At 68.7% G+C, this 21,074-nt stretch carries 21 protein-coding genes and 1 pseudogene; 10 read left to right on the top strand and 12 right to left on the bottom strand.

What is annotated here, in order from left to right; all coding sequences use genetic code 11:
* Nucleotides 1–82 precede the first annotated feature (82 nt).
* Together ACQ5DX_RS02625 and ACQ5DX_RS02620 are read left to right on the top strand one after the other, a co-directional pair.
* Nucleotides 83–1,168 carry an alpha/beta hydrolase gene (locus ACQ5DX_RS02625; protein ID WP_430331135.1) on the top strand — a complete coding sequence of 362 codons (1,086 nt, stop codon included), beginning with the start codon at nt 83–85 and terminating at the stop codon, nt 1,166–1,168.
* 202 nt (nt 1,169–1,370) lie between these two features.
* Nucleotides 1,371–1,763: a nitroreductase family deazaflavin-dependent oxidoreductase gene (locus tag ACQ5DX_RS02620; protein WP_430331134.1), complete on the top strand. Its 393-nt coding sequence runs from the start codon at nt 1,371–1,373 to the stop codon at nt 1,761–1,763.
* A gap of 60 nt (nt 1,764–1,823) precedes the next feature.
* On the opposite strand, the gene ACQ5DX_RS02615 is transcribed toward ACQ5DX_RS02620, so the two are convergent.
* From ACQ5DX_RS02615 to pdxH, 6 genes and pseudogenes are all read right to left on the bottom strand, one after another.
* The gene (locus ACQ5DX_RS02615; RefSeq protein ID WP_430335526.1) at nt 1,824–2,204 is read right to left on the bottom strand and encodes an FKBP-type peptidyl-prolyl cis-trans isomerase; all 381 of its coding nucleotides are present in this window, start codon (nt 2,202–2,204) and stop codon (nt 1,824–1,826) included.
* A pseudogene (locus ACQ5DX_RS02610) lies at nt 2,199–2,549 on the bottom strand (FKBP-type peptidyl-prolyl cis-trans isomerase); the annotation flags it as partial. The gene ACQ5DX_RS02615 and the pseudogene ACQ5DX_RS02610, both read right to left, overlap by 6 nt.
* A 39-nt stretch (nt 2,550–2,588) precedes the next feature.
* Nucleotides 2,589–3,887, bottom strand: coding sequence for a citrate synthase (locus ACQ5DX_RS02605; protein WP_430331133.1), 1,299 nt, complete (start codon nt 3,885–3,887; stop codon nt 2,589–2,591).
* 57 nt (nt 3,888–3,944) lie between these two features.
* Nucleotides 3,945–4,865: a carbohydrate kinase family protein gene (locus tag ACQ5DX_RS02600; protein WP_430331132.1), complete on the bottom strand. Its 921-nt coding sequence runs from the start codon at nt 4,863–4,865 to the stop codon at nt 3,945–3,947.
* Nucleotides 4,858–6,138 (bottom strand): MFS transporter, encoded by a 1,281-nt coding sequence (locus ACQ5DX_RS02595; protein ID WP_430331131.1) that lies wholly within the window; start codon nt 6,136–6,138, stop codon nt 4,858–4,860. Before ACQ5DX_RS02595 ends, ACQ5DX_RS02600 begins: the two co-directional genes overlap by 8 nt.
* The gene (pdxH, locus tag ACQ5DX_RS02590) at nt 6,138–6,788 is read right to left on the bottom strand and encodes a pyridoxamine 5'-phosphate oxidase (protein ID WP_430335525.1); all 651 of its coding nucleotides are present in this window, start codon (nt 6,786–6,788) and stop codon (nt 6,138–6,140) included. The genes ACQ5DX_RS02595 and pdxH overlap by 1 nt, the downstream gene beginning before the upstream one ends.
* Before the next feature lie 272 nt (nt 6,789–7,060).
* Between pdxH and ACQ5DX_RS02585 the strand changes: the two genes are divergently transcribed.
* The 4 genes from ACQ5DX_RS02585 (at nt 7,061) to ACQ5DX_RS02570 (ending at nt 11,292) form a co-directional block, all read left to right on the top strand.
* Nucleotides 7,061–8,188 carry a citrate synthase 2 gene (locus ACQ5DX_RS02585; protein ID WP_430331130.1) on the top strand — a complete coding sequence of 376 codons (1,128 nt, stop codon included), beginning with the start codon at nt 7,061–7,063 and terminating at the stop codon, nt 8,186–8,188.
* Nucleotides 8,189–8,246: 58 nt separating this feature from the next.
* Nucleotides 8,247–9,365, top strand: coding sequence for a phosphoserine transaminase (serC, locus tag ACQ5DX_RS02580; RefSeq protein WP_430331129.1), 1,119 nt, complete (start codon nt 8,247–8,249; stop codon nt 9,363–9,365).
* A 239-nt stretch (nt 9,366–9,604) separates the two neighbouring features.
* Nucleotides 9,605–10,510, top strand: a complete 906-nt coding sequence (gene sepH / locus ACQ5DX_RS02575; protein WP_430331128.1) for a septation protein SepH — start codon at nt 9,605–9,607, stop codon at nt 10,508–10,510.
* 5 nt (nt 10,511–10,515) lie between these two features.
* Complete coding sequence (locus tag ACQ5DX_RS02570) at nt 10,516–11,292, top strand: DUF6928 family protein (RefSeq protein ID WP_430331127.1); 777 nt, start codon at nt 10,516–10,518, stop codon at nt 11,290–11,292.
* Between the two features lie 6 nt (nt 11,293–11,298).
* On the opposite strand, the gene ACQ5DX_RS02565 is transcribed toward ACQ5DX_RS02570, so the two are convergent.
* Genes ACQ5DX_RS02565 through ACQ5DX_RS02555 form a run of 3 tightly spaced genes read right to left on the bottom strand, consistent with a single transcriptional unit; the run spans nt 11,299 to nt 13,020 of the window.
* Nucleotides 11,299–11,577: a DUF2537 domain-containing protein gene (locus tag ACQ5DX_RS02565; protein ID WP_430331126.1), complete on the bottom strand. Its 279-nt coding sequence runs from the start codon at nt 11,575–11,577 to the stop codon at nt 11,299–11,301.
* Nucleotides 11,574–12,380 (bottom strand): TrmH family RNA methyltransferase, encoded by an 807-nt coding sequence (locus ACQ5DX_RS02560; RefSeq protein ID WP_430331125.1) that lies wholly within the window; start codon nt 12,378–12,380, stop codon nt 11,574–11,576. Before ACQ5DX_RS02560 ends, ACQ5DX_RS02565 begins: the two co-directional genes overlap by 4 nt.
* A 31-nt stretch (nt 12,381–12,411) precedes the next feature.
* Entirely contained in the window at nt 12,412–13,020 is a 609-nt protein-coding gene (locus ACQ5DX_RS02555; protein WP_430331124.1) for a TetR/AcrR family transcriptional regulator, read from the bottom strand.
* Nucleotides 13,021–13,088: 68 nt separating this feature from the next.
* Between ACQ5DX_RS02555 and ACQ5DX_RS02550 the strand changes: the two genes are divergently transcribed.
* Nucleotides 13,089–13,631, top strand: a complete 543-nt coding sequence (locus ACQ5DX_RS02550) for a hypothetical protein (protein WP_430331123.1) — start codon at nt 13,089–13,091, stop codon at nt 13,629–13,631.
* Between the two features lie 59 nt (nt 13,632–13,690).
* On the opposite strand, the gene ACQ5DX_RS02545 is transcribed toward ACQ5DX_RS02550, so the two are convergent.
* A complete protein-coding gene (locus tag ACQ5DX_RS02545) occupies nt 13,691–15,445 on the bottom strand; it encodes a class I adenylate-forming enzyme family protein (RefSeq protein ID WP_430331122.1) in 1,755 nt (584 codons plus the stop codon).
* A gap of 56 nt (nt 15,446–15,501) precedes the next feature.
* Entirely contained in the window at nt 15,502–16,692 is a 1,191-nt protein-coding gene (locus tag ACQ5DX_RS02540; RefSeq protein WP_430331121.1) for an acetyl-CoA C-acyltransferase, read from the bottom strand.
* Between the two features lie 100 nt (nt 16,693–16,792).
* Between ACQ5DX_RS02540 and ACQ5DX_RS02535 the strand changes: the two genes are divergently transcribed.
* From ACQ5DX_RS02535 to ACQ5DX_RS02525, 3 genes are read left to right on the top strand one after another with little or no spacing between them, the layout of a single operon-like run.
* Entirely contained in the window at nt 16,793–18,010 is a 1,218-nt protein-coding gene (locus ACQ5DX_RS02535; RefSeq protein WP_430331120.1) for an acetyl-CoA acetyltransferase, read from the top strand.
* 19 nt (nt 18,011–18,029) lie between these two features.
* Complete coding sequence (locus tag ACQ5DX_RS02530; protein ID WP_430331119.1) at nt 18,030–19,562, top strand: carotenoid oxygenase family protein; 1,533 nt, start codon at nt 18,030–18,032, stop codon at nt 19,560–19,562.
* Between the two features lie 8 nt (nt 19,563–19,570).
* Nucleotides 19,571–20,575 carry a winged helix-turn-helix transcriptional regulator gene (locus ACQ5DX_RS02525; RefSeq protein WP_430331118.1) on the top strand — a complete coding sequence of 335 codons (1,005 nt, stop codon included), beginning with the start codon at nt 19,571–19,573 and terminating at the stop codon, nt 20,573–20,575.
* Nucleotides 20,576–20,641: 66 nt separating this feature from the next.
* Here ACQ5DX_RS02525 and ACQ5DX_RS02520 read toward each other — a convergent pair whose 3' ends face one another.
* Entirely contained in the window at nt 20,642–21,070 is a 429-nt protein-coding gene (locus tag ACQ5DX_RS02520) for a MarR family winged helix-turn-helix transcriptional regulator (protein WP_430331117.1), read from the bottom strand.
* Nucleotides 21,071–21,074 lie beyond the last annotated feature (4 nt).

Here is a 21,074-nt window from a genome sequence, read left to right as displayed (position 1 = left end):
CCGATAGCGCAAGTGATATACACACGATCAACACCGCGGAGTCGAGACCTCGCTCCGCGGCCGACCACGAAGGCGAGTAAGCATGCGTGTTACCAAGAAGTCCCGCCGACTCAAAGCGTTGATCGGCGCCACGACGGCGACGATGGCCGCACTGCCCGTCTTCGTCGGCGTCGGAACCGCCACGGCGGCGACGCCCGGCCAGAGCGATGCCGCGAAGATCGAGTCGGCCGCCAAGAGCAACGGCGGTACCCACCTGGTCTCGGCGAAGGCTGGTGTCGGGAACAAGATGTCGCTGCGGGTCTACTCGGAGTCCATGGGCCGTGAGATCCCGCTCGACGTGATCCGCCCGGCCGACACCTCCAAGCCCGCCCCCACGCTGTACCTGCTCAACGGTGCCGGCGGCGGCGAGGACTCCGCGTCGTGGCAGAAGCAGGCCGACATCGGCACGTTCTTCCAGGGCAAGCAGGTCAACGTCGTCACCCCGATGCAGGGTGCGTTCACCTACTACACCGACTGGCAGAAGCCGGACGAGTCGCTGCACGGCGTCAACAAGTGGGAGACCTTCCTGACGAAGGAGCTGCCGCCGGTCATCGACTCCGCGCTCGGCACCACCGGCGTCAACTCCCTCGCCGGCATCTCGACGTCGGGCACCTCGGTGTTCAACCTCGCGCTGAAGAAGCCCGACCTGTACAAGGCCGTCGGCGCGTACAGCGGCTGCGCGGACACCGCGACCCCGATCGGCCAGACCTACATCCAGATCGTGATCGCCGCCCGCGGTAGCGCGGACGCCGAGAACATGTGGGGCCCGGTCGGCAGCCCCGACTGGATCGCGCACGACCCGATCCTGAACATCGGTCAGCTCAAGGGCGGCCCGAAGCTGTACGTCTCCAACGCGTCCGGTCTGCCGGGCCCGCACGACACCCTCGACAGCCAGGGCATCAACGGTGACGTGAAGACCCTCGCCAACCAGGTTGTCGTCGGCGGCATCATCGAGGCTGCGACCAACGAGTGCACCCACCGCCTGTTCGACGCGGTCAACCGGAACGGCATGGGCGGTCAGGCGACGTTCGACTTCAAGCCGGCCGGCACCCACTCGTGGGGCTACTGGAAGGACGACCTGAACAACTCGTGGCCGATGCTGGCCGACTCGATGGGCACCCCGCGGTAGTCATCCGGCGGTAGTCACACCACGCTGAGCAGAGGGCGCCCCGACTTCCAGTCGGGGCGCCCTTTCTCGTCCCCGTGCGTAGCGATTCGGCTCATACTGTTCGTGTCCTGTACCGAACCGACGAGGGGAACCGGTCATGACCTTCAGCACCCCCCGAGGAACCCGTGGCCCACGGCCGCCGCACGGACGCATGGTGCGTTGGGTGAACAAGTTCGCCATGAGCCGGATCCGGCGCACGAGCGGGAAGTTCATGGGCATGGACACGCTGATCCTGACCACCGTCGGCCGCAAGACCGGGGAACCGCGCTCCACTCCGGTCGGGTGGTTCCCCGCCGGCGACGACAGCTGGTTCGTGGTCGCGTCGGCGGCCGGCGCCCGCGCCAACCCGGCCTGGTATCTCAACCTGGCCGCGCATCCCGACCGGGCGACGATCGAGATTGCGGGCCAGTCGATTCCGGTATCCGCACGCGAACTGCACGGCTCGGAGCGCGACGGGCAGTGGGCGACGATCAAGGCGGCGGTGCCGCGGTTCGCGCAGTACGAGCAGAAGACCGACCGGCAATTGCCGATCATCGAGCTGACCCGGCGGTCCTGAGACAACTCAGGCCCCGCACCGACGATCGGTGCGGGGCCTGAGCGCTGCTTTCGCTGCGGACTACTTGGTGCCGAGCAGGTCGATGACGAACACCAGCGTCTTGCCCGACAGCTGGTGGCCGGCACCGGCCGGACCGTACGCGAGCTCCGGCGGAACCGTGAGCTTGCGGCGACCGCCGACCTTCATGCCCGGGATGCCTTCCTGCCAGCCGGGGATGAGCCGGTTCAGCGGGAACGCAACCGAATCACCGCGCAGGAACGACGAATCGAACACCTGGTTCGTGTCGTACTCGACGCCGTGGTAGTGCACATCCACGACCGAACCCGGCTGTGCCTCCGGGCCGTCGCCGATGGTGATGTCCTCGATCACGAGCTCGGCCGGGGCCGGGCCCTCGGCGGGCTCGATGACCGGGGGCGCCGGCGGGACGACGACGTCGAGCAGGTCGATGACGAACACAAGCGTCTTGCCCGACAGCTGGTGTCCACCACCGGCGGGACCGTACGCGAGCTCCGGCGGGATGGTCAGCTGACGCCGACCGCCCACGCGCATGCCCGGGATGCCCTCCTGCCAGCCGGCGATGAGGCCCTGCAGCGGGAAGTTGATGGACTCGCCACGGCCCCACGAGGAGTCGAACTCCTCGCCGGAGTCGAACTCGACGCCGACGTAGTGGACCTCGACCTTGGCGCCGGGGGTGGCCTCGGGGCCGTCACCGACGACGATGTCCTTGATGACGAGCTCAGTGGGCGCGGGGCCTTCCTGGAACTCGATCTCGGGCTTGGTGCTCATGGTTTTTCGTCCGATCTGTAGTAGTCGGGCAGGGACAGGTCAGCGGGCCGACAGGTCCACGTAACCGCGCTGGGTGTAGCCGGTGTAGATCTGCCGCGGGCGGCCGATCTTGGTGGCCGGATCCTCGTGCATCTCACGCCAGTGCGCGATCCAGCCGGGCAGGCGGCCGAGCGCGAACAGCACCGTGAACATGCGCGTCGGGAAGCCCATGGCGCGGTAGATCAGGCCCGTGTAGAAGTCGACGTTCGGGTACAGCTTGCGCTCGATGAAGTACTCGTCGGTGAGCGCGGTCTCCTCGAGCGCCATGGCGATCTCGAGCATCTTGTCGTCGCCGCCGAGCTTGCCGAGCACCGAGTGCGCGGTCTGCTTGACGAGGGCGGCACGCGGGTCGTAGTTGCGGTAGACGCGGTGACCGAAGCCCATGAGCTTCACGCCGTCTTCCTTGTTCTTGACCTTGCGCACGAACTCCTTGACGTCGCCGCCGTTCGCGTTGATCTCGTCGAGCATCTCGAGCACGGCCTGGTTGGCGCCACCGTGCAGCGGGCCCCACAGAGCGTTGATGCCGGCGGAGACCGACGTGAACAGGTTCGCGTCCGACGAGCCGACCATGCGGACGGTCGACGTCGAGCAGTTCTGCTCGTGGTCGGCGTGCAGGATCAGCAGCATGTCGAGGGCCTTTGCGACCTCGGGGTCGACCTCGTACGGCTCGGCCGGGAAGCCGAACGTCATGCGCAGGAAGTTCTCGACCAGGCTCAGCGAGTTGTCCGGGTAGAGGAACGGCTGGCCGACCGACTTCTTGTACGCGTACGCCGCGATCGTCGGCAGCTTCGCGAGGAGACGGATGGTCGACAGCTCGACCTGCTCCGGATCGTCAGGATCCAGCGAGTCCTGGTAGTAGGCGGACAGCGCGTTGACGGCGCTCGACAGCACCGGCATCGGATGCGCGTTACGCGGGAAGCCGTCGAAGAACCGCTTGAGGTCCTCGTGCAGCAGGGTGTGACGACGGATCTTGTCCGTGAACACATCGAGCTGGGCCTGGGTAGGCAGCTCCCCATAGATCAGCAGGTAGCTGACCTCGATGAACGTCGAGCGCGCGGCGAGCTCTTCGATCGGGTACCCGCGGTAACGCAGGATGCCCTTGTCGCCGTCGATGTAGGTGATAGCCGAACTGGTGGACGCGGTGTTCACGAAGCCCGGGTCGAGCGTCGTGTAACCCGTGTTGGCAAGAAGCTTTCCCAGCTCGATGCCGTCGTTGCCTTCAGTCGCCTTGGCGATGGACATCGTGTGCTCGCCACCGGGGTAGCTGAGTGTGGGCTTGTTGTCATTCTCAGCGGGCACGGAAGGATCCCTCTCAAACTCAGACCAGTGAGTAACTTCGTAACATTCAAGTAGAAACTAGTCGCCCGTGAGCTGGGTTGCCCACGGAGGGTCCGCCCCGGGCCTGGAAACGGTGATCGTCGCTGCGCGAGCAGCGAATTCCAGGGCGTCTCGCCATTGTCCCCCGTCGAGCGCCGCAACAGAATTCCGACCTAGGAGTCCCCGCTCGGCGAGGTGGTGCAGCAACGCGCCGTGGACGGTGTCACCTGCGCCGATGGTGTCCGCAACCGGCACTCGGCGACCCGGTACCTGCACGTGGACGCGACGGGTCCGCACGCTCAGTCCGTCGGCGCCGTGCGTCGTGACGACGGCGGTGACACCGCGCTCGAGCCATTGCTCGGGCGTCGATCCGTCGACCCCCTGTCCCAACCAGTGGACGTCGTCGTCGGAGACCTTGACGACATCCATCGACGGCAGCAGGTCTGCGAAACGGCGTCGATAGTCGTCGGGGAAGACCGCCGGGCGGACGTTGGGGTCGACGACCGTCAGCCTCCCCTCATCGTGGCTGCGGCGCAGCAGATCTGCGTACACGCTCGCGCCGGGCTCGAACACCAGCGACAGCGTCCCGAACGACACCGCGGCCACGGACGCCGGGAGCGGGCCGGGGTCGGCGACGAGTCGATCGGCGGTGCCGTCGGAGTAGAAGGTGTAGCGGGCACCGCCGTCGGACCCGATTCCCGCGACCGCGAGCGTGGTGGGCTCGGGCCCGCGCTGGAGCAGTCCGACATCGACGCCCGACGCGCTCAGCGCCCCGAGCAGACGCTCCCCGAACGGATCGGTGGAGATCCGGGAGCAGAATCCCACCGCGCTGCCGAGACGGCCGAGCGTCACGGCGACGTTGTACGGGCCGCCGCCGAGGCGCGCGTCGTAGGTCGTGTCGCCGGCCGGGACGAGGTCTACGAGCGCCTCGCCGCACACCAGGATCCGCGGTTCAGACACGTTCGGGTGTCCCCGTCCGGGCCACGCGGTACCGCACGAATGCCGGGAAGGCCAGCACGGAGACCACGACACCGATCACGACCAGGATGCCGCCACCGGCGGATGCGACGGCCGTGCCGAAGGCGAAGGCCGCGGCGCCGTGCAGGACGTCGCCGATGCGCGGCCCACCGGCCACGACGACCGTGAACACACCCTGCAGCCGACCGCGCATGTCGTCGGTGGCCACCTGCTGCAGCATGGTGCTGCGCAGCGCGGCCGAGACCATGTCGACGGCGCCACCGAACGCGAGGCAGGCGAGCGCGAACCACAGGAGAACCGGCGAGCTGTCGGGATTCGCGAAGCCGACGGCGACACCGAAGCCGACCATCGCCAGGCCCCACAGCACGATGCAGATCACCACCGCGCGTCCCTGGTAGCGGATCCGCGGCAGCCATCCGGAGAACACGCCGCCCAGCACCGCGCCGGCCGACATCGCGGCGAACAGCAGGCCGAGCGCGACGCCGCCGTCCAGCGGGTCGCCGAACGAGTCGTGGGCGATCTCCGGGAACAGCGCCCGCGGCATGCCGAACACCATCGCGATGATGTCGACCACGAATGACGCCAGCAGCACCTTCTGGGTGGCGAGATAGGTGAAGCCCTCCCCCACGACGCGCAGTCCGGCGCGTCGGGCGGGACCGGTGGGCGGCAGCGCCGGCAGCTTGATCACCGCCCACAGGGTCGCGAGCAGCGCGATCGAGTCGAGCAGATACACCGTCGACAGCCCGGCCACCGGGATGAGGACACCCGCGAGCAGCGGCCCGGCGATCGCGCCGAACTGCATGACCGTCATGTTCAACGAGTTCGCGGCCGGCAGGTCCTTCATCGGCAGCAGTCTCGGGATGATCGCGCTGCGCGTGGGCGAATTGATCGCGAAGAACACCTGCTGCAACGAGAACAAGCACAGCAACAGCCAGACGTTGTTCACATTCGCGGCGGCCTGGAGCCACAGCAGCAGCGACGTACCGATCAGCCCCAGCGTGGTGATGATGATCAGTTTGCGGCGATCCATCACGTCGGCCAGCGCGCCACCCCACAGGCCGAACACGACGAGCGGAACGAGCCCGAAGAGGCCCGCGAGCCCGACGTAGGCGGAGTTCTGGGTAATCGCGAAGATCTGCAACGGCACCGCGACGACCGTCAACTGACCGCCGATGACGGTGACGATGCCGCTCGTCCACAGCCGCCGGTAGTCGGGGTTTCGTAGCGGGGTGACGTCGGCGAGTAGTCCGCGCATCACGGCTGGAGACGTTCGACGGTCCACGCGCCGTCGACGAGGCGGGTGCGGATCCGGTTGTGCATGCGGTTGGGTCGGCCCTGCCAGAACTCGACCGATTCCGGTCGGATCCGGAAACCACCCCAGTGCCCGGGGACTGGGACGTCATCGTCGACGGAGAAGCGCCGGCCCGCGTCCACGAGCTGCGCCTCGAGGTCGACGCGCGAGGCGATCGGACGGGACTGGTGCGACGCCCACGCCCCCAACCGCGAACCGCGGGGCCGACTCTTCCAGTACTCCGATGTCGCGCTCTCGCTGGTTCGTTCCGCAGGGCCGCGGATGGTGAGCTGGTGTGCCAGCGGAATCCACGTGAACGTCACCGACGCGTAGGGCGTGGCCGTGAGCTGCCGCCCTTTGTCGGACTCGTAATTGGTGAAGAACAACACGCCGTCCTCGCCGAGTCCCTTGCACAGGACGGTCCGCGTGCACGGGTGCCCGTCGGCGTCGACGGTGCCGAGCACCATGGCGTTGGGTTCGGGCAGTCCAGCCTCGACGGCCTCCTCGACCCACTGCCGCGCCAGCGTCGCCCAACCACCGTCCAGCCAGGACGGTTCCAGGTCCGGTTCGACGACAGGCCGCTGCGGCCCGATTTCGCCGTAGCTCACGCGCATCGCGGAGAGATCGGACTTCCGGGGTCCCTGGCGGCGGGAATCTGACGACACAGGTCCAGACGCTACTACCGGGTATGCGCTGACCAGGCGACCGGTGCGACCGGCTAGAGTTTGGAGAGCAGACCCGTCGGCAGTTCCCCGGGTCCAGCACGGACGAAGCGCCCGAGCGCGCAGACGAAGTCGGACGCATCGAAGGATCGAGTAGAAGACCGAATCAGTGCAAGGCAGTGCGGCTCTGACAGGCAGCACGCGGATGAGGAGAGTCCAGGAGCATGGCACCCAGCGCTGTAGTACCCGAGGATTTCGTCAGCGGGCTCGAGGGCGTCGTCGCCTTCACCACTGATATCGCCGAGCCGGACAAGGACGGCGGCGCACTCCGCTACCGCGGCGTCGACATCGAGGATCTGGTGGGCCGTCGGGTCACGTTCGGCAACGTCTGGGCGCTGCTGGTCGACGGTAAGTTCGGTCAGGGTCTGCCGCCGGCAGAGCCGTTCCCGCTCCCCATCCACACCGGCGACGTCCGCGTCGACGTGCAGGCCGGTCTCGCGATGCTCGCCCCGATCTGGGGTTACCAGCCGCTGCTCGACATCGACGACGAGACCGCGCGCGAGAACCTCGCCCGCGCTTCGGTGATGGCGCTGTCGTACGTCGCGCAGTCCGCTCGCGGCATCTACCAGCCCGCCGTCCCGCAGAAGATCATCGACGAGTGTCCCACCGTCACAGCACGTTTCATGACGCGCTGGAAGGGCGATCCGGATCCGCGGCACATCGAGGCCATCGACGCGTACTGGGTGTCGGCCGCCGAACACGGCATGAATGCCTCCACCTTCACCGCACGCGTCATCGCCTCGACCGGCGCCGACGTCGCGGCCTCGCTGTCCGGCGCGATCGGCGCGATGTCCGGCCCGCTGCACGGCGGCGCACCGGCCCGCGTGCTGCCGATGATCGAGGAGACCGAGCGCACCGGCGACGCCCGCGCGCTGGTCAAGGGAATCCTCGATCGCAAGGAGAAGCTCATGGGCTTCGGCCACCGGGTGTACCGGGCCGAGGATCCCCGCGCCCGCGTGCTCCGCGCCACCGCCAAGCGCCTCAACGCCCCCCGCTTCGAGGCGGCCGCCGCCCTCGAGCAGGCCGCGCTCGCCGAGTTGCGGGAGCGGCGCCCCGACCGCGCGATCGAGACCAACGTCGAGTTCTGGGCGGCGGTGATCCTCGACTTCGCCGAGGTCCCGGCGCACATGATGCCCGCGATGTTCACGTGCGGTCGCACCGCAGGTTGGTGCGCGCACATCATGGAACAGAAGCGCCTGGGCAAGCTCGTCCGCCCGGCCGCGATCTACACCGGCCCGGACCCCCGCTCCCCCGAGTCCGTCGAGGGCTGGGACCAGATCTCGCACAGCTAGAAACAGCTGGACGTCCGACCACATCCGAGCACAACAGATAAAGGACAAACTCGCACCGATGAGCAACCCGATCATCCCCGCCGACCTCAAGCCCGTTGACGGCCGCTTCGGTTGCGGACCGTCGAAGGTCCGCCCCGAGCAGCTGCAGTCCCTGGTCGACGTCGGCGCTTCGGTGTTCGGCACCAGCCACCGGCAGAAGCCCGTCAAGGACGTCGTCGCCCGCGTGCGTTCGGGTCTGCGCGACCTGTTCTCGCTGCCCGAGGGCTATGAGGTCGTCCTCGGCAACGGCGGTTCCACCGCGTTCTGGGATGCGGCCGCGTTCGGTCTGATCCGTGAGCGCTCGCAGCACTTCACGTACGGCGAGTTCTCGTCGAAGTTCGCGTCGGTCGCGAAGGGCAACCCGTTCATCGGCGACCCGATCGTGGTGTCGAGCGATCCCGGCACCGCGCCGGAGATCGTCGCCGACGGTTCGGTCGACCTCATCGGCTGGGCGCACAACGAGACCTCGACGGGTGTCGCCGTGCCGGTGACCCGTCCCGCCGGCTCGGAGAACGCCCTCATCGCGATCGACGCCACGTCGGGCGCCGGCGGCCTGCCGGTCGACGTTGCCGACGCCGACGTCTACTACTTCGCGCCGCAGAAGTCCTTCGCCGCCGACGGTGGCCTGTGGATCGCGCTGATGAGCCCGGCCGCGCTCGAGCGTGTCGCCGAGATCAAGGCGTCGGGCCGCTGGACGCCGGAGTTCCTGTCGCTGCCCATCGCGGTCGACAACTCGACCAAGGACCAGACCTACAACACCCCGGCGCTCGCGACGCTGCTGCTGCTCGAGAACCAGATCGCGTGGATGAACTCCAACGGCGGCCTGGCGTGGACCACCGCCCGCACCAAGGATTCGTCGTCGCGCCTGTACGAGTGGGCCGAGGCCTCCGAGTACGCGACGCCGTTCGTCACCGATCCGGCGCTGCGTTCGCAGGTCGTCGGCACCATCGACTTCGCCGACTCGGTGGACGCCGCACAGGTTGCGAAGATCCTGCGTGCCAACGGCATCGTCGACACCGAGCCGTACCGCAAGCTGGGCCGCAACCAGCTGCGCATCGGCATGTTCCCGGCGATCGATCCCGAGGACATCAGCCAGCTCACCAAGAGCATCGACTGGGTCGTCTCCCAGCTCGGCTAGTTCTTCCCGGTCACACGGTCGAGGGGCGGGCACGCACTGCGTGCCCGCCCCTCGGTCTGTATCGACCGCACACCCGGACGCGCGTGTCGTCCTCATCACACTCGCCGCACGCCGATTAGTACGCAGAACACGCAACGAAGATGATATTGGGCGCGCGTGTCTTTCCCGGCGCGAGTGTCACGGATGAATTACAGTCGATCTTGGCGTGATCGCGAGTCGGCGCGACGAGGAGGACAAACGTGCGAGAGCTGCGAGTGATCGGTCTCGAACCTGGCGGCGCGCACGTGGTGTGTTCGGATCCCGATACCGGAGAGAAGTTCCGGATCCCGGCCGACGACAAGCTCCGCGCCGCCTCCCGCGGCGACATCGCGCGTCTGGGCCAGATCGAGATCGAGACGGACAGCCAGATGCGCCCCCGCGAGATCCAGGCAAGGATCCGCGCCGGCGCGTCCGTCGAGCAGGTCGCCGAGGAGGCGGGGGTCCCGCTGTCCAAAGTGGAACGCTTCGCGTATCCGGTTCTCCTCGAACGCTCCCGGGCCGCCGAGATGGCACAGGCCGGCCACCCGGTCCGCCCCGACGGCCCCACCGTCCACACCCTTGCCGAGATCGTCACGCAGGCATTCCGAGCCCGCGGCCACGACATGGACGCGGTGACGTGGGACGCGTGGAAGGACGACGACGGCCACTGGGTGGCCCAGTTGCAGTGGCAGGCGGGACGCACCACCAACGCCGCGCACTGGCGCTACCAGCCGGACGCGCACGGCGGCACCATCACCGCCTTGGACGACACCGCGACCCAGCTCGTCGACCCCGACTACGGTCGCCCGCTGCGCGGCCTGGCCCCCGTCCCGAGCGAGGGCGTATACGGTCCGGCGGACGTCGAGCAGGACCACGAGCACGAGTACGCAAGCCCCGAAGATTCTTCGATCCTGTTGACGGCCAACGAGATCGACGAGTTCGACGAGATCATCGAGGTCGACGCAATCATCGAGGTCGACGCGATCGAGGTGGACGTCGTCGACGAGGCCGAGCCCGAGCCCAAGATCGCACCGCAGCACACCCCCGGTAAGGACAAGCGCGGCAAGCCTGCCCTGCCGTCGTGGGACGACGTCCTGCTGGGTGTTCGGAGCAACGGGCGCGGCTGACATCGGTGCCGGGGGTCAACGCTTCCACACTCTGGTACGTCGACGTCGGCGATCCCGCTGCGGTACTGCGGGACGCGGCGCCCGACCACGAGGCCGCGCAGGCACTCGTCGACCAGTTGCACCCGAGCCTCGTCGCGACACACCTGGGTGACGAATTACTTTCCGAGGCAACTAATCTCGACGAAGGAGAGATCGTCGTCGGATGCTGCCCCGGGGTCGCGATGGTCCGCACCGGGGAGTCGCTGCCGCCGGTCCCCTCGTCGCTCGTAGAGCACTGGATCCACCCGACCGGATACCGCCACACCTACCTGTCCTCGTCCAGTCCGGTGACCAAGGCCGGTTCGTGGGGCGCCTTCGCGCACTGGGACGGTGCGGAACTGAAGCGCTCGTTCAGCGCAACGCCGGTCCACATCGTGGAGGACCTCGGGCTACCCCAGGTGTGGGAGCGCCCCTTCTGGGCGGGCGAGCACCCCGCGCAACCATCGCTGGACGTGTTGCCCGACCCCCAGACGCTGCCGTTCAGCCCGGCCGAGTTCGCCGAGGCCGCGCCCTACGCGTGGCTGGGCGAGGATCTCGATCCCTCGTCGATCACGGTGTCGCGATTCGCCGTCTACCCCGCCGGGCAGGTCCCCGAATCGGTGCAGCGGATCGAGGAGCAGCGCCGCGCCGAAGCGGAACGCCAGCAGGAGCAGGAACAGGCACAGGCACAGGCACAGGAGCTGGAGCAGGAACGCCCGCAACGGCGGTCGCTGTTCTCGCGCCTGTTTCGTCGAGAGAGCTGACGGTCCTCAGAAGGCCCCGAAAAGCAATGCAGCCCAACCCGATACAACGCCCGCAGTCGCCCCGTAGACCGCCCAACGCCACACCGGTACGTGCCGCCAGCGCCACACGGTGGGCGCGGCACCGCCGACCACGACGAGGTTGAAACCCACCGCGAGCAACGGGTGGATGCCGGCCAGGGCCGACCCGAACGCGACCACCGCGACGAGCGTGAAGACCGCCGCGAATCCGCTGACGAGCAGGCCCGTGGACCACGGCGTCGGCTCGGGTCCGGAAGCCGTGGTCACGACATCGTCCGGATGCGCTCGTAGAACGCCATCGCCGCCGCGGTGGCGACGTTGAGCGAATCGGTGCCCGGCGCCATGGGGATCCGCGCGCGAACGTCGGTGGCACGCATGGCGTGTTCGGTCAGTCCGGGCCCTTCCGCGCCCAGCAGGACCGCGACCTTCTCCCCCGTCATGGCCTGCGCGAGGGGCGCCGCCGACGGATTCGGGGTCAGCGAGATGAGCTGGAAGCCCCTGTCACGCAGAATGTTCAGCCCACGAGGCCAGTCCGGCACCTCCGCGAACGGCACCCGCAGCGCATGCCCCATCGACACCCGGACCGCGCGACGATAGAGCGGGTCGGCACACGCGGCGCCGAACAGGATCGCGTCCACACCGAGGCCGGCGGCGTTGCGGAACATCGAGCCGATGTTCTCGTGGTCGTTGACGCCCTCGAGCACCGCGACGGTCCGCGCGTCGCGGAGGACGTCCTCGAGATCCAGCGCGGGCGGGCGGTGGGCCGCAGCCAGCACGCCCCGGTTGAGATGGAATCCGACGACCTCGGCCATGACATCGGCGCTGGTTCGGTAGAACGGCACGTCGACATCCGCGAGATCGTCCGACAGCGCCCCGAACCTGCGGTCCACTCCGAGCAGGCTGTTCGGCGTGAATCGGGAGGCGAGCATGCGCTGGGCCACCAGCACGCCCTCCGCGATCACGAGCCCCTTGCCGCCGGGCAGGTCGGGCCGACGATCCGACGAGTTGAGGTCGCGGTAGTCGTCGAGCCTGGGGTCGGCGGGGTCTGCGATGTCGATGACGTGAACCACGGGTCCATCGTGCCGTATGCCGGTTCGGGGGCTAGCGAGCGCTCCCGCCGCCGACGAGGAGGGCATCGAGATGCGCGTCGAGCACCGCATGGATCCGGTCGGCGCCCATCCGATGGGGATGGTTGACGCCGTGCGCCGCGAGGCCGTCGACGAGGGCGTGCAGCCGCATCGCCTCGACCTCCGCCGACGCTCCCGCCGTGAGCAGTCCCGCAGCGTCCAGTGCGGTCGTGGCCCGCAGGAACCCCTCGTACATCTCCCGGTCGGTACGGTCGCGGACCTCGCCGAGGGCGGGGTCGGTCTGCGCGGCGACTACGAACGCCTGCCAGACGTCCATCTCTCCGCGACGGTCGTCGTCGAGCGGGACGAACTGTTCGGCGAGGATGCGGACGTCGGTCCGCGGATCCCCCGTGAACTCGATGCGCCCGATCCGTTCGTACACCCGCCGGGTCACCAGTTCCATCGCGAACAGCAGCAACTCGGACTGGGTGCCGAAGAAGTGTCGGAGCGAGCCGGTCGACATGCCGGCCTCGTCGGCGACCGTCCGCACGCTCGCTGCGCCGACGCCGTCGCGCCGGATCACCCGCAGCACGGCGTCGGCGATCTCCTCCCGTCGTTCTGCGGGGTCGGGTCGTTTCACCACACGCCAAAACTAACACAGTTGTGCTAGTTTCTTCATTGCTAACACAGTCGTACTAGAAAGAGGCGACCATGATCGTGCAGTTGATCGTCGCGTGCGAGGTCCTGTTCTGGGTGTTCCTCGCGGCCGGCCTGGTCGCCCGCTACGTGCTGCGTCGCCCCAGGGTCGGCGCCGTCCTGCTCGTGGGCGCTCCACTCGTCGATCTCGTGTTGCTGGTCGCGACCACGATCGACCTCCACAGCGGCAGCGTGGCGTCGTGGAGCCACGGCCTCGCCGCGGCCTACATCGGGTTCTCGGTGGCATTCGGGCACAGCATCATTCGCTGGGCCGACGCTCGATTCGCCCATCGCTTCGCGGATGGCCCGGCGCCGGTGAGGCCGCCTCGGTACGGCATGGCCCGTGCGACGCGGGAGTGGCGCGAGTTCGGCAAGGCCGTGATCGCGTGGGGTATCGCGTGCGGCCTGCTGGTGGCCGCGATCGCCCTCGTCGACGACCCGTCCCGCACCGAGGCGCTCGCCGACTGGATCCGGACGCTCAGCGTTGCGCTCGGGGTCTGGGGCCTGATCACCCTCAGCTACACGGTGTTTCCGGCGCGAGCCAAGTCGGACAGGTAGCGACGGCGTTGGTCCGGACCAGGCGTGGTCGACGCCTGGTCCGGCCCGATGGACCGCGCTCAGGCGGACGGTGACGCCAGTGCCTCGCGCAGGTCGCGGCGCACGATCTTGCCCACCGGGTTGCGGGGAATGCTGTCGACGATCTCGAGCCGTTCAGGGAGCTTGAACGACGCGACCTGCCGCTCCCGCAGATGGTTCACGAGGTCGGCGAGCTCGACCGAGGCGCCCGGAGCCGGAACCACCACGGCACAGCACTTCTCCCCCAGCACCTCGTCCGGGTAGCCGATCACCGCGACGTCGCTCACGGCGGAGTGGCCCATGAGGAGGCCCTCGATCTCGGCGGGCGCGATGTTCATGCCGCCGCGGATGATGATCTCCTTGATCCGGTCGACGAAGATGAGGTACTCGCCGCGCTCGCCACCGAGTTCGAACACGTCGCCGCTACACAGGTAGCCCTGGTCGTCGAACGGACTCGACGCCGCGGTGCCCTCGAGGTAGCCGCCGAACACGCTCGGCCCCTTCAGGCGTAGCTCACCCCGCTCACCGACGGCGTGGACGTCGGCTCCGGTGACGGGGTCGACCAGTCGCACGGAGGTCATCTTCGCCACCCGCGTCGCCCACTCCCGATCCGGGGCGCCGTAGTTCGGCAGGTGCCCGGCACGGACAGCAGGGTCGGGAATGTCGGCCGGCGCGCCGAGCAGACACACTCCCTCGTTGGAGCCGAAGAAGTTGAGGACCTCGATGCCGAATTCGTCCTGCCAACGACGAACGACGCTGGGCGGCAACGGCGCACCGCCCGAGCCGACCCGCTGTAGCGACGACAGGTCCACCGAGTCCCGCAGCGCATCCTGCTGGAGCAGCATCGCCAGGATGGCGGGCGGCATCGAGGTGTGCGTGACCCGGTGGCGCTCGATCTGCGCGAGGAAGACGGGCAGATCGAGGGGCTGGTGTTGAACGAGGTGCCCGCCACCGACCAGCCAGGGCAGGAACGCCGCCGCAAATCCCGCCATGTTCACCATGGGGAACGGGTTCAGGATCACGGACGACTCGTCGGTCTCGAGCCCGTCCTGCGCCGCCTGCGCACTCGAGAACCAGTCTGCATGGCAGCGCGGTACGCCCTTGGGAGCGGCCTCCGTCCCGCTCGTCCAGCAGATCGTGATCCGGTCACCGATCGTGAGGACCAGTTCGTCGACGTAACGCCGCGACTCCTCCGTGGCGACGGACGACGCCGGCAGGCCCATCGGCACCGCGCGCGGGTCCGGATCGGGACCGAAGGCGAACACGCTCTCGATGCCGTCCGCCGGTTCGGCGAGAGCGAGTGCCTCGGCGGCCAACTCGCGATCGAGCAGGCGCGTCACCGTCGCGATCGCCTTCGCCCCGGTGACGCGGCAGATGTTCGACAACTCGTGCTGCCGGTAGGCGACCGGTACGGGGCTGACGACCGCGCCCAGGCGCCACAGCGCGAGGTACGTCGCGACCAGTGCCACCGAGTTCGGTAACTGGACCACGACCACGTCGCCTTGCCGGATCCCGCCCTCGTAGTACCGGGCCGCGAGCTGTTCGACGCGGTCGGCCATCGCCTTCCACGTCAGCGTCTCGGCCTCGATGCCCGTCAGGTCCGGCAGGTTCGTCGGATCGGACACCGCGTCGCGATCGGGTCGGGCGCGGACCCGGTCGTCGAAGACGTCCAGCAGGGTGGTTTCCCGCCACCACCCCCTGGCCACGTAGTCACGGATCTTCTCTTCCGGGTGGCAGAGCACGACGCGACGCTGGTTCGGGTCGGAAACCCCGGGCGCGGTGAACAGTTCGGACATGGCTACCTTCCTGGCGGCGGACGGGTGTCTGGAGAGGGGACGAAGCAGGGAGGACGTCAGCTCAACCGGCGCAGGACCAGCGCGGAGCCGAGGCCCAGTGCGGCCGGGATCGTGACGAGGGCGTGCTCGCCGTCGACGCGGCGGAGGCCGTCGAGGGCGGAGACGAGGAGGTTGCCGCCGGTTGCGCCCAGCGGGTGGCCGACGGCGAGGGCGCCGCCGGTCGGGTTGACCCGGTCCGGGTCGAGGCCGAGCTCGCGGGTCAGCAGCAGCGGGCTGACGGCAAAGGACTCGTTGGCCTCGACGACGTCGAGGTCGTCGGCGCCGATCCCCGCGCGACACAGCGCATCTCGCGCCGCGTCGACCGGTGCACTCAGCAGCGGAGAACGGACCGACCGGTTCGTGACCGCGACGATCTCCGCGACCGGTGCCCGCCCGCGCAGCCGGCCGTTCGCCGCGTCGGGGGCGGCGATCACGGCGGCCGACGCGCCGTCGGCGAGCTGCGGGGCCGTCGCGATCGAGTGCAGGCCATGCTCGGGCGCGGTCAGCTCCGGGAGGCGTCGGAGCACGCGTTCCCACGCCGGGTCGTCACCGAAGAGGGCCGGGAGCTCCGCGAACTGCTGGGCGGTGGCGTCGGGGCGAGCGCCCTCGTCGGCCGCGAGGACCACCTCGCCCGATCGCGTCACCGGCACCACCGCATCCGACGGCGGCGCGGCGGCCGCTCGCCGATGCGACTGCGCCGCGAACTCGTCGAGCTCGTCACGGGTGAACCCGTGCGCGGCGGCCGTCGCGTCGGCGGACACCCCGATGGTCACGAATCCGGTGCGCTCACCCAGCTCGTCGTCGGTGGCGATCGCGGGGGTGTCGGAGAGCATCGGCACGCGCGACATCGACTCGACGCCACCGGCGACGACGATGTCGGCCTGTCCCGCAACGACCTTCGCCGCCGCGGTGCCGATCGCTTCGATGCCCGAGCAGCAGAGTCGGGACACCACGGCGCCGCCGACGGCATCGGGCCAGCCGGCGGACAGCGCGGCGGCACGGGCGAGATTGCCCGCCTGCTCCCCGGTGACCGTGCCGATCCCCACCACGATGTCGTCGACGGCGTCGGGGTGGAGACCGCGCTGCTCGAGGGCGGCGAGGAGCTGCGCGAACAGCGCGTGAGGCGGAATTTGCGCGAGGGTGCCGCCGCCGCGGCGCACCCGCCCCCGGGGCAGCCGGACCGCGTCGAAGACCAACGCCCGCGTCATGTCACCACCGGCCTTTCCAACAGTTGAGTGGTATGCATCACTCTGTTAGTTGTAGTCTGGACCCCACGGAACCGCAAGACCTCAGGAGAGAGCGGCGTTCATGACTACTGACACGATTCGAATAATCGGTGGCTACCAAACAGATTTCGCACGAAACCTCACGCGGGAGGGCCTCGATGTGGCCGACCTGGTTCGCGAGGTCGTCGAGGGCACTCTCGCCGAAGCCGGACTCGAGGCCGGCGACATCGGCGTCGTCCACGTCGGCAATGCCTTCGGTCAGCTCTTCACGGGGCAGGGCCACCTGGGAGCCATGCCGCCCTCGGTAGTCCCCGGCCTGTGGGGCGTCCCCGCCACCCGGCACGAGGGGGCCTGCGCATCGGGATCGCTCGCGCTGCTCGCTGCCATGGCGGATCTCGAGTCCGGCCGCTACGACTGCGCCCTGGTGTTGGGCGCCGAACTCGAGAAGACCGTCCCGGGCGACCTCGGAGCCCGGCACATGGGCACGGCCGCCTGGGCCGGCCGCGAAGGGACCGACGCAAAGTTCATGTGGCCGTACATGTTCGGCAAGGTCGCCGACGAGTACGACCGACGCTACGGCCTCGACGACCGGCACCTGTGGGCCATCGCGGAACTGAACGCGCGCAACGCGGCCCGCAACCCCCTTGCCCAGACCCGGGATTGGGATCGGAACGCGGCGTCGTTCAGTGTCGACCCGGTGGCCAATCCCCCGGTCGAGGGCCGACTCCGGAAGGCCGATTGCGGACCGCTCACCGACGGCGCCGCCGGCGTGGTCCTGGTCCGCGCCGACCACCCGGCCGCGCAGCGCGACACCGCACACCAGTCGAGCATTCTCGGCTGGGGCCACCGGACCGTGGGGCTTCCCCTGGCGGAGAAGTTCTCGCGGAGCGCGGGCGACAAGTACGTGTTCCCGCACGTCCGCGACACGATCGGCGACGCCTTCACCCGCGCCGGGATATCGGGGGTCGACGACCTCGACCTCATCGAGACGCACGACTGCTTCACGGTCAGCGAATATCTCGCCATCGACCACTTCGGCATCACGCCACCCGGGGAGAGTTGGCGCGCCGTCGAGGCGGGCGACCTCGAGATCGATGGCCGGATCCCGATGAACCCGAGTGGCGGTCTTCTCGGCGTCGGGCACCCCGTCGGCGCGACCGGTGTGCGGATGCTGCTGGACTGCCACCGCCAGGTCACCGGCCGAGCGGGAGCGAACCAGGTCGACGGTGCACGCCGAGCCGCGATGTTGAATTTCGGCGGAAGCACCTCGACCACAGCAAGTTTCGTCGTCGGACACTGATCGCGAAGAGGAGAAACACATGGAGATCGAGGTGCTCGGGCGCGCCCTGACGACGCTGCCCGCAGACGACGACCACCCGTACCGCACTGGCGCGTGGCGCCCGCAGACCGTCGAGCGCAGCGCCGACGATCTCGACGTCGTCGGCGAACTGCCCGCCGACCTCGACGGGGTCTACCTGCGCAACACCGAGAATCCGGTACACCCGGCCCTCGAGGGCCGCTACCACCCGTTCGACGGCGACGGCATGATCCACGCGGTCGGCTTCCGCGACGGAAAGGCGTTCTACCGCAACCGCTTCGTCAAGACCGACGGCTTCCTGGCCGAGCAGGCGGCCGCCGGACCGCTGTGGGCCGGCATCGCCGAGCATCCCGAAAGCTCGGTCCGTCAGGACGGCTGGGGCGCTCGCGGCCGGATGAAGGACGCGTCCAGCACCGATGTCGTCGTGCACAACGGTATGGCGCTCACCAGTTTCTGGCAGTGCGGCGACCTCTACAGTCTCGACCCGACGACGCTCGAGACGGTGGGCAAGGCGACGTGGAACGGCCAGTTCCCGACGAGCGTCGGAGTTTCGGCACACCCGAAGGTCGACGACCACACCGGGGAACTGCTGTTCTTCAACTACAGCACCGACGCCCCGTACATGCACTACGGCGTCGTCGACTCCGAGGACCGACTCGCCCACTACGTGGACATCGAACTGCCCGGGCCACGTCTCCCCCACGACATGGCGTTCACCGAGAACTACGCGATCCTCAACGACTGCCCGCTGTTCTGGCTGCCCGAGGCGCTCGAGGCCGGTCGCTACGTCTCACGCTTCCATCCCGACATCCCGCTGCGGCTGGGGGTGATCCCGCGGCGGGGAACCTCCGAACAGATCCGCTGGTTCGAGGCCTCGCCCACGTACGTCCTGCACTGGACCAACGCCTACGAGGTCGGCGACGAGATCGTGCTCGAGGGGTTCCATCAGGAGAACCCGGAACCCGAGGACACCGGCGACGGCGGGATCTACCAGCGGATGTTCCGCTTCCTGGCCCTCGACCGGATGGGCACGCACCTGCATCGGTGGCGGTTGAACCTGCGCACGGGAGAGGTTCGGGAGGAACGACTCTCGGAGACCGTGACCGAGTTCGGGATGATCAATTCCCGTCACGCCGGTCGCCCCCACCGCTACACCTACGCCGCGACCGGCCTCCCCGGTTGGTTCCTGTTCGACGGCCTGGTCAAGCACGACACCGTCACCGGGAACGAAGAACGCTACGCGTTCGGCGACGGCGTGTTCGGCAGCGAGACGGCGATGGCACCGCGTATCGGTGCCACCGACGAGGACGACGGCTATCTGGTCACGATCGTCTCGAACATCGAGGAGGATCTGTCGGAGTGTCTGGTGTTCGACGCCGCTCGCGTCGCGGACGGCCCGGTGGCGCGGATCCGGTTGCCGGAGCGCATCTCCAGCGGAACACATTCCACGTGGGCGCCGGGTTCGGCACTGCCCCGATGGCGCACGAGCGATGACCCGGCGGAGGCGATGGGGCTCGATCGCCCCGGACTATAGTTCTTGGGATGTCCGACGAGCATGCACCCGACGCGGAGTCCGCGACTCCGACCGCTGGGCGCATGCTCGCCCCGGGCGGCGACAACTCCATTGCAGTGGCCGTCGGACTCCTGGGAGACGAGTGGAACCTGTGGATCCTGCGCCACTCCTTCGAGGGAGCCAAGCGATACAGCGACTGGATGCGTGCAGGTGCTATCTCGCACGCCGTGTTGTCCTCACGACTGGCGGCACTCACCGACGCGGGGGTGTTCGACCGGCTCTGCTATCAGGAGAAGCCGCCCCGGTACGAGTACCGGCGGACCACCTGCGGTCAGGAATTGTGGTCGATCCTGCTGTCGGTGTGGTCCTGGGAGCTGCAGTGGGCTCCTGATCGAGGCGTACTCCCCCTCATGCGGCACGCCACGTGTGATCGGCACTTCGCGCCGCGCCTCGAGTGCGTCGCGTGTGGGCATCCGGCCGGCGCACGTGACGTCGTCGCCGAGATGGGCCCGAGCGGCGATTGGTCGCGCTGCGTTCCCGCGGCCTCGAGCCGACGTCGATCGAGCGGCGCCGCGCGCCCCCCACGAGTGCTTCCGCAGACCATGGAACTCCTCGGCAACCGGTGGTCGGCCTCGATGCTGGGTGCCGCATTCTTCGGCGCCCGACGCTACAGCGACTTCGCCGAACGGATGCAGGCGTCACCGACGATCGTGGCGGATCGACTGCGCACCTTCACCGAACTCGGTGTCCTACGCGAATCTCCGAGCACCGAACGGGTCGACCGGGTGACCTATCACCTGACCGAGAAGGGCCGGGCATTCTTCCCGGTCGTGGTGTCGATGATCGCGTGGGGCAAGCGATGGTTCCCGTCCCCCGAGGGGAGCGCGATCACCTTCGCGCACACCACGTGTGGTGACGAATTCAGCCCACGATTCGCATGCAGCGAGTGCGGCCAGGTCCTGGAACCCCGCACGGTCTTGGTGGAGGCACGCGCTGCGGATGTCCACCGCCCCGGTCTTCCGAGCACCTTCTGACTTCACCACCACGAACGAAAGAACCTGGGCCCGAACATGTTCGGGCCCAGGTTCTTTCGCTTCAGTTCAGTCGTTCTCGACGAGGGAGGTAATGATCGCGACGGCGTCGTTCAGCGTCTCGAGCTGCTTGTCGTCGAGATGCGACAGCTTGTCGGTCATCCACGCCTCGCGGGCCTGGGTCTCGCCCTCGATGAGGGCGTGACCGGCGTCGGACAGCGAGACGATGATCTGCCGCCCGTCGGTGGGATGCGGTGTGCGATCGACGAGTCCGAGATCCGCGAGCGAGGCGATGACCCGGGTCATCGACGGCGGCTGGACCTTCTCACGGGCGGCGAGCGCACCCGGCGTCATGGAGCCCTCGGCGCTCAGCGTGGCGAGCGCCGACAGCTGCGTCAGCGACACCTGGGCCTCGCTTCGCCGCCCCCGCAGGTGGCGTGTCAGCCGCACCACCGCGAGGGAGAGATCGCTGGCCAGGGCGCGAGTATCCGATGTCACAGAT

Source organism: Rhodococcus sp. ACT016 (assembly GCF_050477185.1).
Lineage (GTDB): Bacteria > Actinomycetota > Actinomycetes > Mycobacteriales > Mycobacteriaceae > Prescottella.
Note: the sequence above shows the minus strand (reverse complement) of the source record. Positions and strands in the feature narration are given on the sequence as shown.

Bases quoted from the DNA above. Each gene is read 5' to 3' on its own strand.
- ACQ5DX_RS02625 (WP_430331135.1), top strand. From the start codon at position 83: ATGCGTGTTACCAAGAAGTCCCGCCGACTCAAAGCGTTGATCGGCGCC.
- serC (WP_430331129.1), top strand. From the start codon at position 8,247: ATGAGCAACCCGATCATCCCCGCCGACCTCAAGCCCGTTGACGGCCGC.
- ACQ5DX_RS02535 (WP_430331120.1), top strand. From the start codon at position 16,793: ATGACTACTGACACGATTCGAATAATCGGTGGCTACCAAACAGATTTC.
- ACQ5DX_RS02595 (WP_430331131.1), bottom strand. From the start codon at position 6,138: ATGCGCGGACTACTCGCCGACGTCACCCCGCTACGAAACCCCGACTAC.
- ACQ5DX_RS02530 (WP_430331119.1), top strand. From the start codon at position 18,030: ATGGAGATCGAGGTGCTCGGGCGCGCCCTGACGACGCTGCCCGCAGAC.
- ACQ5DX_RS02585 (WP_430331130.1), top strand. From the start codon at position 7,061: ATGGCACCCAGCGCTGTAGTACCCGAGGATTTCGTCAGCGGGCTCGAG.
- ACQ5DX_RS02525 (WP_430331118.1), top strand. From the start codon at position 19,571: ATGTCCGACGAGCATGCACCCGACGCGGAGTCCGCGACTCCGACCGCT.
- ACQ5DX_RS02550 (WP_430331123.1), top strand. From the start codon at position 13,089: ATGATCGTGCAGTTGATCGTCGCGTGCGAGGTCCTGTTCTGGGTGTTC.
- ACQ5DX_RS02540 (WP_430331121.1), bottom strand. From the start codon at position 16,692: ATGACGCGGGCGTTGGTCTTCGACGCGGTCCGGCTGCCCCGGGGGCGG.
- ACQ5DX_RS02545 (WP_430331122.1), bottom strand. From the start codon at position 15,445: ATGTCCGAACTGTTCACCGCGCCCGGGGTTTCCGACCCGAACCAGCGT.
- pdxH (WP_430335525.1), bottom strand. From the start codon at position 6,788: ATGCGCGTGAGCTACGGCGAAATCGGGCCGCAGCGGCCTGTCGTCGAA.